This is a genomic window from Streptomyces sp. WG5 (genome assembly GCF_049974565.1).
In the GTDB taxonomy this organism is placed as follows: domain Bacteria; phylum Actinomycetota; class Actinomycetes; order Streptomycetales; family Streptomycetaceae; genus Streptomyces.
The window spans coordinates 111,374-132,591 of the sequence record NZ_JBNGGC010000024.1 but is presented as its reverse complement, the minus strand read 5'-3'; the positions used below and the strand labels follow the sequence as shown (position 1 = coordinate 132,591).

The following is a 21,218-nucleotide window of genomic DNA, read 5'->3' as shown; positions in this document are numbered from 1 at the left end:
CCCGGCGGCGGACGGCTCGGTGCCGGTCAGGGACCCCGGGCCGCGCTGCCCGGGCGCGACGCGGGCGGTCGCCCGGGTGCGCCGGGCGGCGCGCGCGGGCCCCAGTCCCCGGCGGGACCGAACCAGCAGAACCGACCGGCTCCGGCCGGCGCGGGTGCCGCCGCCGGTCAGGCGCCCGGTGCCCCGCAGGGCCTGCAGGCCGCGGGCATGAACGCGCCGCAGGGCCAGGACACCTCGCTCTTCGGTGGCGGACGCGGCCCCTCCGCGCCCCCGCAGCGCGGCAAGCGCCGCGGCAACGCGAACGGCGACGCCGAGCAGGGCCGTCGTCCGCAGCTGCCGCCTCGCGGCGGTCCGCGGGCCGAGCTGCCCGGCGGCAACCCGCAGCCCCGCACGCCCAGCTGGAGCGACGAGAACGCGCAGCCCCCCGTGGCGCGTGCCGCGCTGGACGCCCCGCGCGGCCACGAGGAGCCGGACAGCTCCCGTACGGACCGCACGCCGCGCCCCGACGACCGGCAGGGCCCGGGTTCGACCACCGAGATGCCGGTCGTCCCCCGGTCCGGTGAGTCCCAGGGCCCCGCTGCCACGGCCGAGTTCGCCCGTCCGGACTTCGACGCCCCGGCCCCTCGCCAGGGCGACCCGCAGAACACGGGCCAGTTCGCCCAGCCCGGCCGGGACCAGTACGGGCAGGACCAGTACGGGCAGGACCAGTACGGCCAGGACCAGTACGGCCAGGACCAGTACGGCCAGAGCCAGTCCGGTCAGAACCAGTACGGCCAGGACCAGTCCGGTCAGAACCAGAACCAGTACGGCCAGGACCAGTACAGCCAGAGCCAGCCGAGCCAGGACCAGTACGGCCAGAGCCAGCCGGGCCAGGACCAGTACGGCCAGGGCGGCGCGAGCGCCCCGCAGAACGACCAGTTCGCGCGTCCCGAGCCGTCCGCCCCGCAGCAGAACGGCGGGTCCTTCGTCCGCTCGGACGTCTTCGGCGGCCAGCCCGGTCAGGCGGCACCGAACGACCCGGCCGCGGCCGGCCCGTTCACCGGCGCCCAGGGCTACGACAACGGCTCGACCGGGCAGCACCGCCTGCCGGACCGCCAGGACCCGGCCGTCACCGGCCAGTTCGAGCGCCCTCAGGCCAACGGCGTGCAGGGCGGCAACGACTTCGGCGCCCCGCGCTCATCGGCCCCCTCCCAGCACCCCGCTCACCACGAGCCTGCGGGCACCAACGCCAACGCCAACGGCAACTCCGGCGGAGCCGCCGCGCAGCAGCACGGTGACGGATGGGCGCTGCCGCCGGCCGCCGGTCCCGGTGACGGCCGTACGCCCCTGTTCGACACGCTGGAGACCAACTGGTTCCACGGCGACCGCGAGGCGAGGGCGCAGCAGGACGCGCCGGCCCCGGAGCCGCAGGCCGCCCAGCCCCAGACCCCGGCGGTCCCCCAGCGGCCCGCCACCTCCGCCTGGCGCAGCTCGCCGAACGATGACCTCGTCCGGCAGGCAGAACGCGTCCGGCAACCGGCCGCGGGCGGGATCACCACCTCCGGCCTCCCGCGCCGGGTGCCCCGGGCCAACCTCGTCCCGGGAACGGCTCAGCAGCAGTCGCAGCAGAGCGGTCCGCAGGTGTCGCGTGCGCCCGACGAGGTGCGCGGCCGGCTGACCAATCTCCGTCGGGGAATCGCACAGGGCCGTCAGGCCGGTACCAACCAGACCGGCAGCTATCCGCGGCCCACTCACCAGCAGGAGCGTTAGTTGAGCCCGATGAGCCAGGCGGCACAGAACCTCAACTGGTTGATCACGAATTTCGTGGACAACACCCCAGGGGTGTCCCACACCGTCGTCGTGTCCGCCGACGGACTCCTTCTGGCGATGTCGGAGGGCTTCCCGCGCGACCGCGCCGACCAGCTCGCGGCCGTCGCCTCGGGGCTGACCTCGCTGACCGCCGGCGCGTCCCGGATATTCGAGGGCGGCAGCGTGGCACAGACGGTCGTGGAGATGGAACGCGGATTCCTCTTCCTGATGTCCGTCTCGGACGGCTCGTCCCTGGCCGTCCTCGCCCACCCGGAGTGCGACATCGGCCTCGTCGGCTACGAGATGGCGCTCCTGGTCGACCGCGCGGGGGCGGTACTCACGCCCGACCTGCGCGCTGAACTGCAAGGAAGTCTGCTCCACTGAACGGCCCCGGCACCACCCGTGTTACCAAATCACCGTCCGGCCGCCACAATCCCCCCACCGGCCTCGTCAGACGGCACGACTGACCAACCTGCTGTCCCGCCCGGAGGATTCATGACCCCGCCCACCGCCTCTCATGATCCGTACGCGGAGCCGTACGAGGACGAGGGCGACCAGCCGCTGGTACGTCCGTACGCGATGACCGGCGGCCGGACCAGGCCGCGCTATCAGCTCGCCATCGAGGCGCTGATCAGTACGACGGCCGACCCGGCAGCGCTCATGGGGCTGCTTCCCGAGCACCAGCGCATCTGCCACCTGTGCCGCGAGGTGAAGTCGGTGGCCGAGGTGTCGGCCCTGCTGGCGATGCCTCTCGGCGTGGCCCGGATCCTCGTCGCGGACCTCGCGGAGGCCGGGCTGGTCGCCATTCACCAGCCGGGCGGCGACGAGAACAACGGCGGTGCACCGGACGTGACACTGCTCGAAAGGGTGCTCAGTGGACTTCGAAAGCTCTGACGGAGGCCGGGCGACCACCTCCGCGAAGATCGTGGTGGCCGGCGGCTTCGGCGTCGGCAAGACCACGTTCGTGGGCGCCGTCTCCGAGATCAACCCCCTGCGCACGGAGGCCGTGATGACCTCTGCCAGCGCCGGGATCGACGACCTCACACACGCCGGGGGCAAGACGACCACCACGGTCGCCATGGACTTCGGCCGCATCACGCTCGACCAGGACCTGATCCTGTACCTGTTCGGTACGCCCGGTCAGGACCGCTTCTGGTTCATGTGGGACGACCTGGTGCGCGGCGCCATCGGCGCGATCGTGCTGGTCGACACGAGGCGGCTCGCCGACTGCTTCCCCGCCGTCGACTACTTCGAGAACTCGGGCCTGCCGTTCGTCATCGCCCTCAACGGCTTCGACGGCCAGCAGCCGTACAACCCGGACGAGGTCCGCGAGGCCCTGCAGATCGGGCCGGACACCCCGATCATCACGACCGACGCCCGGCACCGCGCCGACGCCAAGAGTGCGCTGATCACGCTGGTGGAGCACGCACTGATGGCACGGCTGCGGTAGGGCCACAGGCGGTCGCAGCCAAGTCGGCAGGGTTCTACGGCACTTGTCGTAGGCGGAACGGAGCCGACTGTGTCCTTTGACACGGTCGGCTCCGCCGTTCATAACGTTTCGGCAGAGGAATCGGGTGGTATCGACACGCGACGCGGTCAACTGGTCTCACTGTGCGCACGAGCACCTCGTCTTTTGACGGGCCTCGCTCTTTATGACCGTTTTACGCGCGGCTTACATCACGTGTAACCCCCGCGTTCCACTGTTTGGAAGAGCGCTGGTCGCCGTGCTGGAATGCCAGAACTGCCCAATGGTCAAAGACGTACTCAGCAGTAGCGCGTACTCGATGGCGAACTGGGCTCTGAGACACAGCGGCACGACGTATGTGCCGACCGCCGAGAGGTTGTTGGTCGAGTGAGGCGAAGCAAGAACAGTCCCGAGCCATCGGCCCGGGGCAACTTCACCCCGCCGCCGCGCGCAGCGGCGCCCGCCCCCGAGCCCGCTGCGGAACCCAAGGCCGTGCCCGCCTCGAGCGGAGGCCGCATCTCCCCGCGCAACTGGCGGGTGACCACCCGGCTGAACGCGATCCTGCTCATACCCGTGCTGGTCGGCCTCGTCATGGGCGGCTTCCAGGTGAAGGGCTCGATCGACACCTGGCAGGACGCCGAGGACGCCGAGAGCACCGCACGCCTGGTGCAGGCCTCCCTCGGTTACGCGGGCGCCCTCTACAACGAGCGCGACGTCACCGCCGCCCCGCTGCTGCAGGGCAAGGGCCAGGAGGACACCGCCGTCGCCGAGGCCCGCCGGGCGACCGACGAGGCGGCCGACGCCTTCGACGAGGCCGCCCAGGGCATGCCCGGCAAGGACGGACTCGAGCGCCGGCTGAAGGTGTTCCGCGAGCAGGAGCCCAAGCTCCAGACGCTGCGCGTGGCCGCCTACACCTCCAAGCTCAAGGGCGTGGAGACCGAGGAGGGCTACACCGGCATCGCCCACCCCCTGATGGAGTTCGCCAACGAACTCGGTCTGGGCACCGGCAACATCACCTCCTACGGCCGTACCGTCTACGCGATCTCCCTGACCAAGGCGGCGCTCTCCCTGGAGCGCTCCATCGGCATGCACATGCTGGTCAAGCCGGGTCCGGACCCCAGCCACCTCGCCAGCCAGCGCGTCGCGCTCTCCTCGTACGCCTACCTTGAGCGCATCGCCATCGAGGAGTACATCGGCGGCGGTACCGAGGCGGACGCCCAGAAGCTCGAGGACGCCCAGGCGAAGCTCAAGACGGACGGGGCGGCCATGGCCAAGGCGGCCAAGGCCAAGGACCCGGACTACGTGCCGCCGCCGGCCAACCCGACCACCATGGTCTCGGAGCTGGCCCGGCTGGACTCCACCGACACCAGTGCGCGGGCCGACCTGGCCGAGCAGGGCATCACCCCGGACAACTGGTGGGCGGTCAACACCCTCAAGTTCGACGCGTACGGCAAGATCGAGTCGGACCTCGCGGACAAGGCGGTGTCCGAGGCGTCCACCATCGCCGACGACGCCGAGCGGGACGCCTACATCACGGGTGCCGCGGTCGTCATCGCGCTGCTCGCCGCGTTCGTCCTGGCCGGCATGGTGGCCCGCCAGATGAGCCGCTCCATGCGCCAGCTGCGCAACGCCGCCTTCGGTATCGCCGAGCAGCGCCTGCCGATGCTGGTCGACCAGCTCTCCCGCACCGACCCCGGCCGGGTCGACACCCGGGTCCAGCCGATTCCGATCACCACGACCGACGAGATCGGCGAAGTCGCCCGCGCCTTCGACCAGGTGCACCGCGAAGCCGTCCGGCTCGCCTCCGAGCAGGCTCTGCTGCGGGGCAACATCAACGCGATCTTCACCAACCTCTCGCGCCGCAACCAGTCGCTGATCGAGGGCCAGCTGAGCCTGATCACCGACCTGGAGAACAACGAGGCCGAACCCGACCAGCTGGAGAACCTCTTCCGGCTGGACCACCTGGCCACCCGTATGCGCCGCAACGGCGAGAACCTCCTGGTCCTCGCCGGCGAGGAGCCCGGCCGCCGCTGGGACCAGCCGGTTCCGCTGGTCGACGTGCTGCGCGCCGCCTCCTCCGAGGTGGAGCAGTACGAGCGCATCGAGCTGTCCGGCGTGCCGGAGGCCGAGATCCACGGCCGGGCCGTGACCGACCTCGTGCACCTGCTCGCCGAGCTGCTGGAGAACGCCACCACGTTCTCCTCCCCGCAGACCAAGGTCCGCGTCACCGCCACCCGTCTCCCCGACGGCCGCGTGATGGTCGAGATCCACGACAAGGGCATCGGCCTGACCGCCGAGGACTTCGCGGACATCAACCACAAGCTGGCCAACCCGCCGACCGTGGACGCCGCGATCTCGCAGCGCATGGGCCTGTTCGTGGTGGGCCGGCTGTCCGACCGGCACGGCATCCGCGTCCAGCTGCGCCCCTCCGGCGAGCAGGCGGGCACCACCTCCCTGGTCATGCTCCCGGACGCCATCACCCACGGTGGCGGCGGCGAACAGCAGACGCGCGACGAGTTCACCGTGTCGCAGATCATCCCGGAGCAGAACGTCCAGGGCGGCGAGAGCTTCGGTCAGGTCGGTCAGCCCATGCGGACCGCCGCCGAGCTGGGCTTCGACGACAGCCGGTACTCCGAGGTCCCCGACGACATACGCGAGCTCGACCCGGTCGGCCGCTCGCTGATGCGCGAGGAGCGCCGCGCGGCCCTGGAGGCCCAGGCGCACCCCGAGCTGCCCGGTTCCGCGGAGCGCCAGAACACCGAGGCGTCCGGCTTCCAGGACCCGTTCACCGGACAGCAGCCGGTGTTCGACCAGGGCCGGGGCGGCTACCCGGAGCAGCAGAACGGCGCGTACGACCCGCAGTCGGCGTATCCGGACCAGGGGCAGTCGTACCAGGACCCGCAGCAGCAGTCGTACGGCGAGCAGTACTACGCGCCGAACGGCGGTCTGCCGCAGAACGGCGGCTACCCGGCCGACGGCGGCTACCCGGACCCCTCCTTCGCGGAGGCGGGCCAGGACGAGCACCAGCCGGCGGGCTCCGGTGCCCAGGAGGCCTACCCGGCCTTCGAGCAGCGGCGCTACCAGGACGACTGGCCCCAGCAGGACGGTCACCGCAACGGCACTCCGGACCCGTACCCCGCGGGTGCCCCGGCTCCGGAATCCGCGCAGGCCGCTGACGTGAACGGCGCGGACCGCGTAGGCTTCGACCGTCCGGGTCCGGCTCCCTCCGCCGCCCACGAGATGACCGACGCCGGTCTTCCCCGCCGCGGTTCGGCCGCGAGCGGCGCCGGCGACGCGGGGCACGTGGCCCAGGAGACGCCGGCCACCGCGCCGGGGGCGGGCGGCGAGGACAACTGGCGGTCGGCGAACGACGACCGCTGGCAGCAGGCCTCGGCGCTGCGCAAGCCCAAGGCGGGTGGGGTGACCTCCTCGGGCCTGCCGCGACGGGTACCCAAGGCCAACCTGGTCGAGGGCGCCGCCGAAACCACTCCACAGGGAGGCCCCCAGGTTTCCCGCGCCCCGGAGGACGTCCGGGGCAGGCTGAGCAACCTGCGTCGCGGCGTCGAGCGAGGCCGCAGCGCAGGCAGTGAAACGAACGGCCAGGACACAAGGAATGAACACCGTGGTCCTGACAGCACCTACAACCAGGAGCGTTAGTGTGAGCCCGATGAGCCAGGCGGCGCAGAACCTGAACTGGTTGATCACCAACTTCGTGGAGAACACCCCGGGGGTGTCCCACACGGTGGTGGTCTCCGCCGACGGACTTCTTCTGGCGATGTCCGAAGGGTTCCCGCGCGACCGTGCCGACCAGCTCGCGGCCGTCGCCTCCGGTCTGACCTCGCTGACCGCCGGTGCCTCGCGCATCTTCGAGGGCGGCAGCGTGAACCAGACAGTTGTGGAGATGGAGCGGGGATTCCTCTTCATCATGTCCATCTCCGACGGCTCGTCCCTCGCGGTTCTCGCACACCCGGAGGCGGACATCGGTCTCATTGGGTACGAGATGGCCCTTCTGGTGGACCGTGCGGGCACGGTCCTGACGCCCGATCTGCGGGCCGAGCTCCAGGGGAGCCTTCTCAACTAAAGGACAGACGGTGCGTTTTGGCGTCCTGTGGCCGTAAAGTTTCGGGACGCGGCTTCCCAGTGACGGATGCCAGGCACAGTCGGAGGAGGAAAAAGTGGCAACACCCCCAGGCGGTCCGTCTTCGGGCAACTGGTCGTACGGCCCTGGCCAGGGTCAGAACGACGGCTCGGCGAACGGATACGGCTACCCCTCCGTGCCGGGCCACCGGCAGCCGTACGCGCCGCAGGGCCCCGGCCCTTCGCCGTACGACCAGCCGCAGGCTCCGCGCATCCAGCCCGTGCAGCCGCAACGCCGCACCCCTGAGCCGGCGCCCGCAGGGGCGTCGAACAACCCCCTGGTGCGCCCGTACGCCATGACGGGCGGACGCACCAGGCCTCGGTACCAGCTCGCCATCGAGGCACTGGTACACACCACCGCGCAGCCGCATCAGATGCAGGGCCAGCTGCCCGAGCATCAGCGGATCTGCAACCTCTGCCGGGAGATCAAGTCGGTGGCCGAGATCTCGGCCCTCCTGACGATCCCTCTCGGCGTGGCCAGGATCCTCGTCGCCGACTTGGCGGAGGCGGGCCTGGTCGCCATCCATCAGCCCGGCGGCGACGAGAACGCCGGCGGCCAGCCAGACGTGACACTGCTCGAAAGGGTGCTCAGTGGACTTCGCAAGCTCTAGCGGAGGGCCTTCCCGCTCCACCACTTCCGCGAAGATCGTGGTGGCGGGCGGATTCGGCGTGGGCAAGACGACGTTCGTCGGCGCCGTCTCGGAGATCAACCCGCTGCGCACCGAGGCCGTGATGACATCCGCGTCCGCGGGCATCGACGACCTCACCCACACGGGGGACAAGACGACCACGACGGTCGCCATGGACTTCGGCCGCATCACGCTCGACCAGGACCTGATCCTGTACCTGTTCGGTACGCCCGGTCAGGACCGCTTCTGGTTCATGTGGGACGACCTGGTGCGCGGCGCCATCGGCGCGATCGTGCTGGTCGACACGAGGCGGCTCGCCGACTGCTTCCCCGCCGTCGACTACTTCGAGAACTCGGGCCTGCCGTTCGTCATCGCCCTCAACGGCTTCGACGGCCAGCAGCCGTACAACCCGGACGAGGTCCGCGAGGCCCTGCAGATCGGGCCGGACACCCCGATCATCACGACCGACGCCCGGCACCGCGCCGACGCCAAGAGCGCGCTGATCACGCTCGTGGAGCACGCGCTGATGGCACGGCTGCGGTAGGGCTCCGCGCCGGCCTGCGGGCATGCGCGACGCCCCCTGCGGCCACTGGGCCGCGGGGGGCTGTTCGTTGCCGGGTGCGGGTGGTGTGTGCTGGTCGCGCCCACGCGGCGGAGCCGCACACCGGCGGGGCTCCGCGCTCCCGCGCGCTGCCCGGCCCCCGGTTCATACGTAGAGGCCCCCGTCTGGACGGGGGCCTCTACGTAGGTGTCAGGTCAGCGCCAGCTGTGCGGCGCTCGGAATCCCGGCTCACGCTCCAGGCGGCGCCAGCCGGCGCGGACGCGGCCGCCGCCGTGGGTGGGGGCGATCTCGGCGGGGCGGACGGCGGCGCGGGCCAGGAGGAGGGCCGTGATGGCGGCGACTTCCTCGGGCTCGGCGTGGCCCTTCTCGACGCGGATGTCGGGAGTGGACATGGCAGGGGCTCCTCGGGTCACTGCGGCGGGTTGCCGTGCTTGCGGGAGGGCAGGTCGGCGTGCTTGGTGTGGAGCATCGCCAGGGACTTGATGAGCACCTCGCGGGTCTCGGCGGGGTCGATGACGTCGTCGACCAGGCCGCGTTCGGCCGCGTAGTAGGGGTGCATCAGCTCGGCCTTGTACTCCTTGACCATGCGGGCCCGCATGGCCTCGGGGTCCTCGGCCTCGGCGATCTGACGGCGGAAGATGACGTTGGCGGCACCCTCGGCGCCCATCACGGCGATCTCGTTCGTCGGCCAGGCGTAGGTGAGGTCGGCGCCGATGGACTGGCTGTCCATCACGATGTAAGCACCTCCGTACGCCTTGCGCAGGATGAGCGAGATGCGCGGCACGGTCGCGTTGCAGTAGGCGTAGAGCAACTTGGCGCCGTGGCGGATGATTCCGCCGTGCTCCTGGTCGACGCCCGGCAGGAAGCCGGGTACGTCCAGGAGGGTGATGATCGGGATGTTGAAGGCGTCGCACATCTGCACGAACCGCGCGGCCTTCTCGCTGGCCTCGATGTCCAGGACACCGGCCAGGGACTGCGGCTGGTTGGCGACGATGCCGACGACCTGTCCGTCGAGGCGGGCCAGGGCGCAGATGATGTTGCGGGCCCAGCGCTCGTGGACCTCGAGGTACTCGCCGTCGTCGACGAGCTCCTCGATGACCTTGGTCATGTCGTACGGGCGGTTGCCGTCCGCCGGGACCAGGTCGAGGAGGGTGTCGCCGCGCCGGTCTGCGGGGTCGGAGCTCTCGGTGCGGGGCGGGTTCTCCCGGTTGTTCTGCGGGAGGAGGGAGAGGAGGTAGCGCACCTCGGCGAGGCAGGTCTCCTCGTCGTCGTACGCGAAGTGGCAGACGCCGCTGGTCTCGGCGTGGACGTCGGCGCCGCCCAGGCCGTTCTGCGTGATCTCCTCGCCGGTGACCGCCTTGACCACGTCCGGACCGGTGATGAACATCTGCGAGGTGTCGCGGACCATGAACACGAAGTCGGTGAGGGCGGGGCTGTAGGCCGCGCCGCCCGCGCACGGGCCGAGCATCACGCTGATCTGCGGGATGACCCCGGACGCCTTGGTGTTGCGCTGGAAGATGCCGCCGTAGCCGGCGAGGGCGCTGACGCCCTCCTGGATGCGGGCGCCGGCGCCGTCGTTGAGGGAGACCAGCGGGGCACCGGCCGCGATGGCCATGTCCATGATCTTGTGGATCTTCGTGGCGTGGGCCTCGCCCAGCGCGCCGCCGAAGATCCGGAAGTCGTGCGCGTAGACGAAGACCGTGCGGCCCTCGACCGTGCCCCAGCCGGTGATGACGCCGTCGGTGTACGGCTTCTTGGTCTCCAGGCCGAATCCGGTCGCCCGGTGCCGGCGCAGTTGCTCGACCTCGCGGAAGGAGCCCGGGTCCAGGAGCAGTTCGATCCGCTCCCGCGCCGTCAGCTTGCCCTTGGCGTGCTGCGCCGCCGTCGCCTTCTCGCTCGGTCCGGCCAGTGCCTGGGCACGGATCTCGTGCAGTTCGGCCACTCGCCCGCGCGCGTCCGTCGGCTCACCCGGCGCCTCATCCAAAACGGTCATGTAGCGACTGTACGAAGCCGACCAAGGATTGCCAGCCGTCGACTCCGTACAGTCTCCGACGCGTTTTCCTGGTAGCACTGAACAGAACCCCTATGCCATGCAGCCGTTTCGACTGCTCAGAGGGCTTCCGGCTTGTAGGGGTCACACAAAGCCTTCAGCTGAGAGTCACCTCACATTCGTGGGTGGCGCATACCACCTCTGGAGTGAAGCGGAGGTGCGGCCGGCGGCCCGTCGCGAGGATCTCGGCCTCCTCGTCGGCCCGCACCGCGGCCCGCACCGGTCGGTCCCAGAGGACCTCCACGGGCTCTCCGGTGCGCGGTGGTCCGCCCCCGCGGAGGGGAGCGGTACGGCCGGGTCCGCGCCGTGGTCCGGACAGAGGGCCCGTCAGGAGGTCATGCCCGTGGCCGCTCCCCGACGCGGGTTCCGCCAGGCGGCGGTACGGCCGCTGCGGGTGACGGTCCGCCGGGTTACGAAGGGGAGGCCTGACCGCCGTTCCGGTTCACCTCCGTTCCGGTGCGTTCCGTTCCGCGACGAGGTGACCATGCGCCTGCTGCTCGTCCATCCCAGCGCCCTGCTGTACTCCGAGATCTTCCTGCGCCTGGAGCCACTCGGCCTCGAACGGGTGGCGGGCGCGGCCCGTGACGCGGGGCACGAGGTCCGGGTCGTGGACCTCCAGGTGCTGGACCAGGCGACCCTGCGGAACGAGGTGCGGTCGTTCCGGCCGGAGGCCCTCGGCGTCTCGCTGAACTACCTGGCGAACATCCCGGAGGCGATCGACCTGGCGGCGAAGGTGAAGCGCGAGGTGCCGGGCTGCTTCGTCTTCTTCGGCGGGCACAGCGTCTCCTTCGTCGCCGAGGACGTGCTGGAGCAGGCGGCCGGCGCGGTGGACGCGGTGGTCCGGGGCGAGGGTGAACCGGTGATGGCGCCGCTGCTGGAGGCGGTGCGCGACGGCGGGGTGGACGGCGTGCCCGGGGTCGTCACCGCCGCCGGGCGGGGGCCCGCGCCCCTGATGATGCACGGCATCGACTCCCCGCTCCCGGCCCGCGACCTGATGCGCAACCGGCGCCGCTACTTCATCGGGGAGCTGGACCCGTGCGCCTCCATCGAGTTCACCCGCGGCTGCCCCTGGGACTGCTCGTTCTGTTCCGCGTGGACGTTCTACGGCCGCAGCTACCGCAAGGCCTCCCCCGAGGCGTCGGCCGAGGACCTGGCGAGGATCCGCGAGCCCAACGTGTTCATCGTGGACGACGTGGCCTTCATCCGGCCCGAGCACGGCAACGCCATCGCCGCCGAGGTGGAGCGGCGCGGCATCCGCAAGCAGTACTACCTGGAGACCCGCAGCGACGTGCTCCTGCGCCACCCCGAGGTCTTCGAGCGGTGGGCGCGGCTCGGCCTGCGCTACATGTTCCTGGGCATGGAGGCCATCGACGCCGAGGGCCTGGACCTGTTCCGCAAGCGGATCAGCCCGGACGAGAACGTCCGGGCCCTGGAGGCGGCCCGGCGCATGGGCATCCAGGTGGCGATCAACCTCATCGTGGACCCGTCCTGGGACGAGGAGCGCTTCCGGGTCGTACGGGAGTTCGCGCTGTCGGTGCCGGAGATCGTCCACTTCACGGTGATGACGCCGTACCCGGGGACGGAGATCTGGCACACCGAGTCCCGCCGCCTCACCACCCGCGACTACCGCCTCTTCGACATCCAGCACGCCGTGGTCCCGACCACGCTGCCGCTGGAGCGCTTCTACGAGGAGCTGGTGCGCACCCAGGCCGTGATCAACCGCAAGCACCTGGGTCTTCGGACGGCGTTCGGCGCGGCCCGGATCCTCGGCCGGAACCTGCTGCGCGGGCAGACGAACTTCGCCCGCATGCTGTGGAAGTTCAACCGGGTCTACAACCCGCGCCGCCAGTTCGCGGACCACGGCATGCCGGTGCGGTACGAACTTCCGCTGCCGCGGCCGGTCGACGTCGGTGACCGGCGGCAGCTGTACGTCCACACGCGGCCGGCACCGCAGGCTTCGCCGCCACGCCGTACGTGACCGTTGAAGGCGGAACGGAATAGGTCTACAGTCGTGACCGTTGGAGTGGTTGAACATTCAACATCACGACGACCTTTCCCGGAGGCCACCATGACCACCACCGCCGACCTCGCCACCCTGACCGGCGAGTACACGATCGACCCCGCCCACACGACGATCGGCTTCACCGCGCGCCACGCCATGGTCACCAACGTCAAGGGCAAGTTCCTCGACTTCAGCGGAGCACTCCACCTGGACGGCACCGACCCGACCCGTTCCACGGCGTCCCTCGACATCACGATGGACAGCATCGACACGGGGTCCGCCGACCGTGACGGCCACCTCAAGAGCTCGGACTTCTTCAAGACGGACGAGTTCCCGCGGATGACCTTCCGGTCCACCAAGGCGGAGGCCCTGGGCGGCGACGACTACCGCATCACCGGCGACCTCACGATCCTCGGCACCACCAGGCCGCTCACCATCGACCTGGAGTTCAACGGCGCCGCCAAGGACCCCTTCGGCAACGAGCGCGTCGGCTTCGAGGGCAAGGCGGAGATCAAGCGCTCCGAGTGGGGGCTCACCTGGAACGCGGCGCTGGAGACCGGTGGCGTGCTCGTCTCCGACAAGATCAAGCTGAACTTCGACATCTCCGCGATCAAGCAGGCCTGACGCCGCGCGCCCCGCGAGCGGCGAAGACCACGTGACGGCGGCCCGGACCCGGACGCTCCGGCCGGGCCGGCCGGTCATCCGGTGGACCGCGTCGTACCGGGCGGTCGAGCGGTGCCGGTCTTCCCGGTCGTGTTCCCCGCCGAATCGCGTTAGCCTGCCCTCCGTGAACAGTCCCGAAGCTTCCAGACTCCGGCCACCGGCCTTCCGGTGGCTGTTCGTGATGTCGGGCTGAGGGGCGCGCTCCGCGCGTACCCGGAGTCGTCGTTGTCGTGATCGCCGCCGGACTGCCGTCCGCCGTGTCATGTTCGACATCGACTTCGGGGTGCGGAGTTTCTTCATGCCGTTCGCAATCCTTCTGCTGGGCCTCGCCGTGTTCGCCCAGGGAACGTCCGAGTTCATGCTGTCCGGGCTGGTGCCGGACATCGCGAGGGATCTACAGGTCACCGTCCCGGCGGCGGGGGCGCTGACCTCCGCCTTCGCGGTGGGGATGGTCGTCGGGGCGCCGCTGATGGCGGTACTGGGACGACGGTGGTCGCGGCGGGGCGCCCTGCTGGGCTTCCTCTGCGTCTTTCTCGCCGTCCATGTCGTCGGTGCCGTCACCGGCAGTTTCGCGGTGCTGCTCGCCACCCGGGTGGCCGGGGCACTCGCCAACGCCGGGTTCCTGGCCGTCGCCCTGGTGACCGCCGTGGGCATGGTCGGGCCGGAGGCCAAGGGGCGGGCCACGTCCACGCTGCTGGGCGGGGTCACGCTGGCCTGCGTGGTCGGGGTGCCCGCCGGGGCGCTGCTCGGACAGGTGTGGGGCTGGCGCTCGGCGTTCTGGGCGGTGGCCCTGCTGACGGTGCCCGCCGTGGTGGCGGTGGCCCGGTCCGTTCCGGGCGGGGCCGCGGACACCACGCGTCCGCCGCTGCGGGGCGAGCTGGCAGCACTGCGCGGCCCTCGCCTCCTGGTCACGCTGCTGCTGGGCGCCCTGGTCAACGGGGCCACCTTCTGCACGTTCACCTATCTCGCGCCGCTGGCCACCGAGGTCGGCGGGCTCGACGACGCCTGGGTGCCCGGGGTGCTGGCGTTGTTCGGGGCGGGGTCGTTCGCCGGGGTGAGTGTGGGCGGGCGGTTCGCCGACCGGCGCCCGGTACCGGTGGTGACGGCGGGCGGGGCCGCGCTGTGCGCCGGGTGGTGCGCGCTGGCGCTCGGCGCCGGTGACCCGGTCCTGGTGCTCGGGCTCGTGTTCCTGCTGGGCGCCCTGGCCTTCGGGGTCGGTTCCACGCTCATCTCCCAGGTGCTCTACGCGGCACCGGGCGCGCCCACGCTGGCCGGAGGCTTCGCGACGGCCGCGTTCAACGTGGGGGCGGCGTTGGGGCCGTGGGCCGGGGGCGCGGCGATCGGCGCGGGGCTCGGATACCGGTCCCCGGTGTGGGTCAGCGCGGGGCTCGTCGCGTCCGCCGCCCTCGTTCTCGCGCTCGCGGCAGCGGCTGCCCGTTCGGGACGGACGGCGTACCGGACGACGACGCCGGTCTGATTCCCGGAGCCGTCCGCCGGTGGCCGTGCGGCGGGGGCGCCGCACGGCCACCCGGTCAGAAGCCTCCCCCGAAGTCCCCTCCGCCGCCGAAGCCGCCGCCACCGCCGAAGTCTCCGCCGCCGAAGCCGCCCCCGAAGTCGCCGGGGTCGAAGTCGGCGCCGGAGACGTCGCCGCCCTCGTAGCCGCCGAAGTCGCCGTAACCGGCACCGTAACCCGCGCCGTAGGCCGGGCCCGCCATCATGCTGCCGAGCATCGTGCCGACCAGCAGACCGGGCAGGATGCCGCCGCCGAAGTATCCGCCGGCCCAGGGACCGTAGGCCGGGCCCGCGTCCCAGTAGGGGCGGCGGCCGTACTCCGTGTCCACCTCGCGGATCATCGGGTCCCGTCCGTCGGAGAGGCGGGTCTGATCGGCGGCGCAGACCGGGACCTGGCGGGTGGCGCCGCCCGGCGGGGTCCAGGTGACGTCGGCGACCGACGGGCCGTGGCGCGGGTCGAAGAAGCACGGCGGGCGGCGTTCGGGCAGGGCCCTGCCCTCGCGGCGGGCCGAGAGTTGCGCCAGCGAGAAGCGGCCGTCCTCCAGGGCCTGGGTGACGGCGCGGACGTCCCCCGGTTCACGGGCGTCCGCCATGTACGTCTTGGCCTGCTCGTAGGCGTCGAGGGCGCGTGCGTAGTCGGCGCGCATCGCGTCGTCGGCGCGCGGTTCCGCCGGGTGGAAGTCCAGGCGGTCGAGTTCCTCGCCGAACGCGGTGATGTCCTCGTCGACCACGACCCGCAGCCTCTCCAGTGCCTCCCGCTGCTCCTCCTCCCGGCGGCGCCGGTTGCGCCGTGAGAGCGCGTAGACGCCCGCGCCGCCGGCCGCCACGACCGCACCGGCGGTGATCAGGGCACCGGTCGGCACGGAGGCGTCGCCCGAGTCCCAGGACGAGGGTGCGGAGCCGCGCACGCTGCGCAGCGCGTCGTCGACGAAGTCGTTCAGCTGCGCCTTGGCGTCGCCCGCGCCCTGCACGGCCGTGACCAGGTTGTTCACGCCCTGCCGGCTCAGCACGCTGCTGTCGGCGCGCGCGTCGAAGCGGTCGCCGAGGCGGACGCCGTACAGGCCGGTGACTCCGGTCTCGGTGCGGAGGTTCCGGAACAGGTTCTGGGTCGGGTAGTCCGCCGGGAGGACCGCCACGAAGACGGGTTCGTCCGAGTCCTCGATCTTGTCGGCGAGGGCCTCCGCGTCCGCCGACGACAGCAGGTCGGAGGCGGCGGGATCCACGTACACGGGACTCTCGCGCAGGGCCGCGCCGATCTCGGAGACGTCGGTGGCCGCCTGTGCCCCGGACGCGCCGGGCGCACCGGCCATCAGCACCGCCAGCGCGGCAACGACCGGCGCGACCAGGAGGCGTATGAGGACTCGAACACGTATGTCCGCCATACGTTCGAAAATACCCGAATCCCCTTCAATAAGACATCGGTGCCGGTGGGGAAAACCGGCTCACCCGGCGGGTGTGACCCCCGCCCGCAGCAGCCCGTACGTGTACGCGTCCTGCAGAGCCTGCCAGGAGGCGGCGATGACGTTCTCCGCGACGCCCACCGTGGACCACTCGCCCGTCCCGTCGCTCGTGGAGATGAGGACCCTCGTCGTGGACTGGGTGCCGTGCACGCCCTCCAGGATGCGGACCTTGTAGTCGACGAGGTCGAGCTTGGCCAGCTCCGGGTAGATCTTCTCCAGGGCGACGCGCAGGGCGCGGTCCAGGGCGTTGACCGGGCCGTTGCCCTCCGCGGTGGCGACGATGCGCTCCCCCTTGGCCCAGAGCTTGACCGTGGCCTCGTTGGCGTGGGTGCCGTCGGGGCGGTCCTCGGCGATGGAGCGCCAGGACTCGACGTCGAAGTACGTGAGGGGGCCGCCCTCGACCTCCGCGCGCAGCAGGAGCTCGAAGCTCGCGTCGGCGGCCTCGTACGTGTAGCCCGCCAGCTCGCGTTCCTTCACGCGCTCGACGACCCGGCCGACCAGTTCCCGGTCGCCGCCGAGGTCGATGCCGAGTTCCTTGCCCTTGAGCTCGATGGAGGCGCGGCCGGCCATGTCGGAGACCAGCATCCGCATGGTGTTGCCGACCAGCCCGGGGTCGATGTGCTGGTACAGGTCCGGGTCGACCTTGATGGCGGAGGCGTGCAGGCCGGCCTTGTGGGCGAAGGCGGAGACGCCGACGTAGGGCTGGTGGGTGGAGGGGGTGAGGTTGACGACCTCGGCGATGGCGTGGGAGATGCGGGTCATCTCGCGGAGCCGGCCCTCGGGCAGGACCTGCTTGCCGTACTTCAGCTCCAGGGCGGCCACGACCGGGAACAGGTTGGCGTTGCCGACGCGCTCGCCGTAGCCGTTCGCCGTGCACTGGACGTGGGTCGCGCCCGCGTCCACCGCGGCGAGGGTGTTGGCGACGGCGCAGCCGGTGTCGTCCTGGGCGTGGATGCCGAGCCGGGCGCCGGTGTCGGCCAGCACGGTGGCGACCACGGCCTGGATCTGCGCCGGGAGCATGCCGCCGTTGGTGTCGCAGAGGATGACGACGTCGGCGCCCGCTTCCGAGGCGGCGCGGACGACCGCCTTGGCGTACTCGGGGTTGGCACGGTAGCCGTCGAAGAAGTGCTCGCAGTCGACGAAGACCCGGCGGCCCTGTGCGACGAGGTAGGAGACGGTGTCCCGTACCATCGCCAGGTTCTCGTCGAGCGTGGTGCGCAGGGCGAGCTCGACGTGCCGGTCGTGGGACTTGGCGACCAGGGTGATCACCTGGGCGCCGGATTCCAGGAGTGCCCTGACCTGGTGGTCCTCGGCGGCGGTCGTGCCCGCGCGGCGGGTGGAGCCGAAGGCGACCAGCCGGGCGTGCTTGAGGTCGATCTCCTGCTGGGCGCGGGCGAAGAACTCGGTGTCCCGCGGGTTGGCGCCGGGCCAGCCGCCCTCGATGAAGCCCACCCCGAAGTCGTCCAGGTGCCGTGCGATGGCCAGCTTGTCCGCGACCGTGAGGTTGATGCCCTCGCGCTGCGCGCCGTCGCGCAGGGTGGTGTCGAAGACGTGGAACGAATCGTCGAGTTCGCTGGATGCGGTCATGATCTGAAGGCTCCTGTAGGGGATCTCGGTCTACCGGAATGACCGGTTCCACCGTCCGTCTATGATCCCTCGCGCTCTCTTCCCGGCTGGGGGTGGGGCCAGGAAAACGAAAAACCTCTCGCGGGTGCGAGAGGTCTGCGCGCGGGTCGAGGACGACGGTGTCCACCCGTACCTGGTCGTACGTGGTGGTCACTGCGGACCGGCGCGCCTGCTGCCAATAATCATGGCGAACGAGAGCACGCGGGCATTCTGGCACAGTCTGTCCCCGTGCTCACCGTCCGTCTCAGGATGCGAGCAGCGGGCGTTCAGCGCAGGCGTCGCACGAAGCCGTCGTAGTGGCCGTTGGTGTCGCCCGGGACCAGTTGCGCGGAGCCGCTGCCGAGGCCGACGCGCCGGGCGTCCGCGCTCACCCAGGACACCGTCACGGAGGCATCGGTCACCGGGCCTCCGGCGACGGACTCGCTGACCGTGCGGGTGGTGCCGGTGCGCAGGTCACGCAGGTAGACGTTGGCCGGTCCGAGCCGCCCGTCCGCCGACCGGGGATCCGCCTGGTAGGCCAGGTACCGGCCGTCCGGGCTGAGCACCGGTTCGCGCGGCCGCTCCTCGCCGGCCGTTCCGGGATCGACGCGGCGGGTGACGTCCGTGCGCAGGTCGCGGACGTAGAGGTGGGTGTCGTCCCCGGGGGTCTCGCCCGGCACCAGGTCGTCGCCCCAGTACTGGAAGGCGATGGTCCGGCCGTCCGCGGAGAGCGAGGCGGGCAGCGCGTACCGCTCGGCCGGGGTGCCGTCCGAGCGGACGTTGACCCGCTCCTCGGTGCCGGTGCGGCGGTCGTGGACCCAGGTGGCGCCGTTGGAGCTGCGCGGCACCATCTGCGTGTACGCCACGTGGCGGCCGTCGGCGCTGATGGCCTGCAGCAGGGCGGGGTGGGAGGGGCGGTCGCGGTTGCTGATCCGCTCCACGGCGCCGGTGCGCCGGTCGAGGACGTACACGGCTCCGAAGAGGTCGCCGGGTTCGTGCTCCATCCGGTCGGCCTTGGCGTTGAAGGCGACGTAGCGGGCGTCCGCCGACATGACGGCGCCGCCCGCGTGGGCGGAACCTCCGTCGAGGCCGACGCTGATCTGCTCGGTGCGGCCGGTGCGCCGGTCGTGCAGGTAGATGTCGTACGCCCCCGCGGCCACGGGCGGGGTCTCCCGGTCGACCAGGTTCCGGGCCTGGGAACGGAACAGGACGTGACGCCCGTCGGAGCTGACGGCGAGCGCCGAGGAGTCGCCGTCGGCCTGCGCGCCGCCCGGGCCGACGTTGACCCGCTCGACGGTTCCCTCGCGCAGGTCGCGCACGAAGACGTCCGTGAGCGCGTTGGTGTCGCCGGGCACCAGGTTGGACGCGTTTCCCGAGAAGACCGCGAACCGGCCGTCGGCGCTGAGCTGCGGGCCGTACGAGTCACCGTCGCCCTGCTCCCCCGTCGCCGCCAGTGTGACCCTCTCGGTCCCCGGCTTCGGCGCCGCTGCCGCCGAGGTCGCCGACAGTGCGACCATCGCCCCCGCGAGCACCGCGACGGACGCTCCACGCATGGATCTGAGCACGATTCTCGACCTGAGCACGATTCCCCCTGTTTCCCCGTTGACGCCTTCCCCCGGCCCCGCGCCGAGGGGCTCCCCCGATCCAAGCGCACCGCACGCCACAGGGTCAATCACCCGTATTACGTACAACCCGGGCGCGGGGTCAGGCGTCCGCGAAGAGGCCGTCCGTCAGGAACTCCCTTACGTGGGCCATGACTTGGCCCCGGTCCGTGCCCCGCAGCCCGATCGCCACGTGGATGGCGAAGCCGTCGAGGAGGGCGCGCAGCCGGGACGCGAAGCGGTCCGGGTCGACGGGGCGGAACTCGCCGCGCGAGACGCCCTCGGCGAGCAGCGCGACCAGGTCGCGGTGCCAGGCACCCTCGATGGCGGCCTGCCGGTCGCGGGCCTCGTCGGCGGCGTTCTGCGAGCGGTTCCAGACCTCCAGCCACAGCGTCCAGTGCGGATCGCGGTGCCCGTCGGGGACGTACAGGTCGACGTAGGCGTGGAGGCGTGCGCGGGCGGTGCCGGGCCGGGCGAGGAGCCGGCCGCGTTCGACGCCGAGGCGGCCCTCGCTCCACTCCAGGGTGCGCAGCAGCAGTTCGTCCTTGGAACGGAAGTAGTAGAGGAGGTGGCCGCTGCTCATGCCGACCTCGCGGCCGAGCGCCGCCATGGTGAGCTTCTCCAGGCCGCGCTCGGCGATCATCTCCATGGCGGCGGCGAGGACGTCCTCGCGGGGCGGTGCGTTCTTCCGCGCTCGCGCCGCACCGGCCATGGCTGACTCCTTCTAGATCCTCGGCTGCTGTTGCGTGACGCAGTGGATGCCTCCACCGCTCGCGAAGATCGTACGGGCGTCCACCGGTGTCACCGTGCGCCCGGGGAACAGGCGCCGGAAGATCTCCGCCGCGCGTTCGTCGTTCGGGTCGTCGAAGGCGCACAGGACGACGCCGCCGTTGCACAGGTAGTGGTTGATGTACGAGTAGTCGACCCAGTCGCCGTCCTCGTCCTTGAGGACGGTCGGGGCGGGGACCTCGACGACCTCCAGGCGGCGGCCCGCCGCGTCGGTCTGGCCGCGCAGGATCTCCAGGTAGGTCTGCGAGCGGGCGTGGTCGGGGTGGGCGGGGTCGCGCTGGCTGTGCACGACGACGGTGCCCGGCCGGGCGAAGGCCGCGACGATGTCGACGTGCCCCTGGGTGCCGTACGTGCCGTAGTCGCCGGTCAGGCCGTGCGGGAGCCAGATGGCCTTGGTGGTGCCGAGCTTGGCGTGGATCTCCGCCTCGACCTGCTCGCGGGTCCAGCCGGGGTTGCGGCCGGAGCCGAGCTGGACGGTGTCGGTCAGCAGGACCGTGCCCTCGCCGTCGACGTGGATCGCGCCGCCCTCGTTGACGAGCGTGCTGCCCAGCACGGGGACACCGGCGAGATGCGCGACGTGGCGGGCGATGTCGGAGTCGTGCTCCCAGCGGGCCCAGTCCTGGGCGCCCCAGCCGTTGAACACCCAGTCCACGGCGGCCAGGCCGCCCTGCCCGTCCGTCACGAAGGTCGGGCCGATGTCCCGCATCCAGGCGTCGTCCAGCTCGCGCTCGACCAGGTCGACGTCCGGGCCGAGCAGCTCGCGCGCCGAGTCGCCCTGGCCGGGTCCGTGCACCATCGTCACCGGCTCGAAGCGGCGCACCGCGCGGGCCACGGACGCCCAGGCCGCACGGGCCTCGGCCAGCTGCTCGGCGCCGGCGAACGTCGGGTTGGGGCCGGGCCAGGCCATCCAGGTGCGTTCGTGCGGGGCCCACTCGGGAGGCATGCGGAAGGTCAT

The 21,218-nt window shown here is 71.5% G+C and carries 17 protein-coding genes and 1 pseudogene; 11 read left to right on the top strand and 7 right to left on the bottom strand.

Annotated elements, in window-relative coordinates:
* The 8 genes and pseudogenes from ACP4IX_RS24600 to ACP4IX_RS24565 form a co-directional block, all read left to right on the top strand.
* Window positions 1-1,749: pseudogene (locus ACP4IX_RS24600) on the top strand (nitrate- and nitrite sensing domain-containing protein); the annotation flags it as partial.
* Window positions 1,750-1,758: 9 nt separating this feature from the next.
* The gene (locus ACP4IX_RS24595; protein WP_003993189.1) at window positions 1,759-2,172 is read left to right on the top strand and encodes a roadblock/LC7 domain-containing protein; all 414 of its coding nucleotides are present in this window, start codon (window positions 1,759-1,761) and stop codon (window positions 2,170-2,172) included.
* Between the two features lie 111 nt (window positions 2,173-2,283).
* Complete coding sequence (locus ACP4IX_RS24590; RefSeq protein WP_003973454.1) at window positions 2,284-2,682, top strand: DUF742 domain-containing protein; 399 nt, start codon at window positions 2,284-2,286, stop codon at window positions 2,680-2,682.
* Window positions 2,663-3,238: a GTP-binding protein gene (locus ACP4IX_RS24585; RefSeq protein WP_426556623.1), complete on the top strand. Its 576-nt coding sequence runs from the start codon at window positions 2,663-2,665 to the stop codon at window positions 3,236-3,238. The genes ACP4IX_RS24590 and ACP4IX_RS24585 overlap by 20 nt, the downstream gene beginning before the upstream one ends.
* A 402-nt stretch (window positions 3,239-3,640) precedes the next feature.
* The gene (locus ACP4IX_RS24580; RefSeq protein WP_426522087.1) at window positions 3,641-6,910 is read left to right on the top strand and encodes a nitrate- and nitrite sensing domain-containing protein; all 3,270 of its coding nucleotides are present in this window, start codon (window positions 3,641-3,643) and stop codon (window positions 6,908-6,910) included.
* 10 nt (window positions 6,911-6,920) lie between these two features.
* A complete protein-coding gene (locus ACP4IX_RS24575; RefSeq protein ID WP_055421938.1) occupies window positions 6,921-7,334 on the top strand; it encodes a roadblock/LC7 domain-containing protein in 414 nt (137 codons plus the stop codon).
* Window positions 7,335-7,428: 94 nt separating this feature from the next.
* Complete coding sequence (locus ACP4IX_RS24570; protein WP_426522088.1) at window positions 7,429-8,001, top strand: DUF742 domain-containing protein; 573 nt, start codon at window positions 7,429-7,431, stop codon at window positions 7,999-8,001.
* A complete protein-coding gene (locus ACP4IX_RS24565) occupies window positions 7,982-8,563 on the top strand; it encodes a GTP-binding protein (RefSeq protein WP_009314218.1) in 582 nt (193 codons plus the stop codon). The genes ACP4IX_RS24570 and ACP4IX_RS24565 overlap by 20 nt, the downstream gene beginning before the upstream one ends.
* A 212-nt stretch (window positions 8,564-8,775) precedes the next feature.
* Here the strand turns inward: ACP4IX_RS24565 and ACP4IX_RS24560 are convergent, their stop codons facing one another.
* Together ACP4IX_RS24560 and ACP4IX_RS24555 are read right to left on the bottom strand one after the other, a co-directional pair.
* Window positions 8,776-8,973 carry an acyl-CoA carboxylase subunit epsilon gene (locus ACP4IX_RS24560; protein WP_426556622.1) on the bottom strand — a complete coding sequence of 66 codons (198 nt, stop codon included), beginning with the start codon at window positions 8,971-8,973 and terminating at the stop codon, window positions 8,776-8,778.
* Window positions 8,974-8,990: 17 nt separating this feature from the next.
* Window positions 8,991-10,574, bottom strand: a complete 1,584-nt coding sequence (locus tag ACP4IX_RS24555) for an acyl-CoA carboxylase subunit beta (protein ID WP_426522089.1) — start codon at window positions 10,572-10,574, stop codon at window positions 8,991-8,993.
* A 541-nt stretch (window positions 10,575-11,115) separates the two neighbouring features.
* Here ACP4IX_RS24555 and hpnR point away from each other — a divergent pair.
* The 3 genes from hpnR to ACP4IX_RS24540 all read left to right on the top strand — a co-directional run bounded on the left by hpnR (window position 11,116) and on the right by ACP4IX_RS24540 (window position 14,773).
* Entirely contained in the window at window positions 11,116-12,609 is a 1,494-nt protein-coding gene (gene hpnR, locus ACP4IX_RS24550; RefSeq protein WP_426522090.1) for a hopanoid C-3 methylase HpnR, read from the top strand.
* Between the two features lie 90 nt (window positions 12,610-12,699).
* Entirely contained in the window at window positions 12,700-13,257 is a 558-nt protein-coding gene (locus ACP4IX_RS24545; RefSeq protein WP_426556621.1) for a YceI family protein, read from the top strand.
* Between the two features lie 337 nt (window positions 13,258-13,594).
* Window positions 13,595-14,773 (top strand): Cmx/CmrA family chloramphenicol efflux MFS transporter, encoded by a 1,179-nt coding sequence (locus tag ACP4IX_RS24540; protein WP_426556620.1) that lies wholly within the window; start codon window positions 13,595-13,597, stop codon window positions 14,771-14,773.
* A 55-nt stretch (window positions 14,774-14,828) separates the two neighbouring features.
* Here the strand turns inward: ACP4IX_RS24540 and ACP4IX_RS24535 are convergent, their stop codons facing one another.
* The 5 genes from ACP4IX_RS24535 to ACP4IX_RS24515 form a co-directional block, all read right to left on the bottom strand.
* Window positions 14,829-16,190 carry a hypothetical protein gene (locus ACP4IX_RS24535; RefSeq protein ID WP_426522092.1) on the bottom strand — a complete coding sequence of 454 codons (1,362 nt, stop codon included), beginning with the start codon at window positions 16,188-16,190 and terminating at the stop codon, window positions 14,829-14,831.
* A 60-nt stretch (window positions 16,191-16,250) separates the two neighbouring features.
* Window positions 16,251-17,855, bottom strand: a complete 1,605-nt coding sequence (cimA, locus tag ACP4IX_RS24530) for a citramalate synthase (RefSeq protein WP_426522093.1) — start codon at window positions 17,853-17,855, stop codon at window positions 16,251-16,253.
* Window positions 17,856-18,160: 305 nt separating this feature from the next.
* Complete coding sequence (locus ACP4IX_RS24525) at window positions 18,161-19,426, bottom strand: TolB family protein (RefSeq protein WP_426522094.1); 1,266 nt, start codon at window positions 19,424-19,426, stop codon at window positions 18,161-18,163.
* Window positions 19,427-19,577: 151 nt separating this feature from the next.
* Complete coding sequence (locus tag ACP4IX_RS24520; protein WP_426522095.1) at window positions 19,578-20,186, bottom strand: TetR/AcrR family transcriptional regulator; 609 nt, start codon at window positions 20,184-20,186, stop codon at window positions 19,578-19,580.
* A 12-nt stretch (window positions 20,187-20,198) separates the two neighbouring features.
* Window positions 20,199-21,218, bottom strand: a complete 1,020-nt coding sequence (locus ACP4IX_RS24515) for an agmatine deiminase family protein (protein WP_426556619.1) — start codon at window positions 21,216-21,218, stop codon at window positions 20,199-20,201.